At 47.0% G+C, this 300-nt stretch carries 1 protein-coding gene; it reads left to right on the top strand.

Annotation, left to right across the window (positions count from 1 at the left end; all coding sequences use genetic code 11):
• On the top strand, positions 1-300 hold a 300-nt coding region (locus G9G54_RS24990; protein WP_165179964.1), incomplete at both ends, for a condensation domain-containing protein.

Below are 300 nucleotides of genomic sequence, written 5' to 3'. Positions count from 1 at the left end.
CCAAGCGGATATTTTCCAAGATAGCTTGAATCATTTGGCGCAGCGGCATGAGATATTTAGAGCTAATTTCATCAGCGATTGGCAGGATGAGCCTGTGCAGGTCATTTTCCGCCGCAAGGATGTTGGTTTTAGATGTGAAGATTTGCGTCATCTGAATGAGCAGGAGCGTGACGCGTATGTGAAGGAATTTATTCGCAAGGACAAGGCAGCCGGATTCGATTTATCCCGGGATGCGTTGATGCGCGTGGCGATTTTACGAACAGGTGACGAGGATTATTATTTTGTGTGGAGCTCTCATCA

Origin of the sequence: Paenibacillus sp. EKM212P, assembly GCF_011066115.1 — a bacterium.
Taxonomy (GTDB): domain Bacteria; phylum Bacillota; class Bacilli; order Paenibacillales; family Paenibacillaceae; genus Paenibacillus; species Paenibacillus polymyxa_B.
The sequence above is the reverse complement of the archived record's forward strand: the minus strand, read 5'-3'. Positions and strand labels throughout refer to the sequence as shown.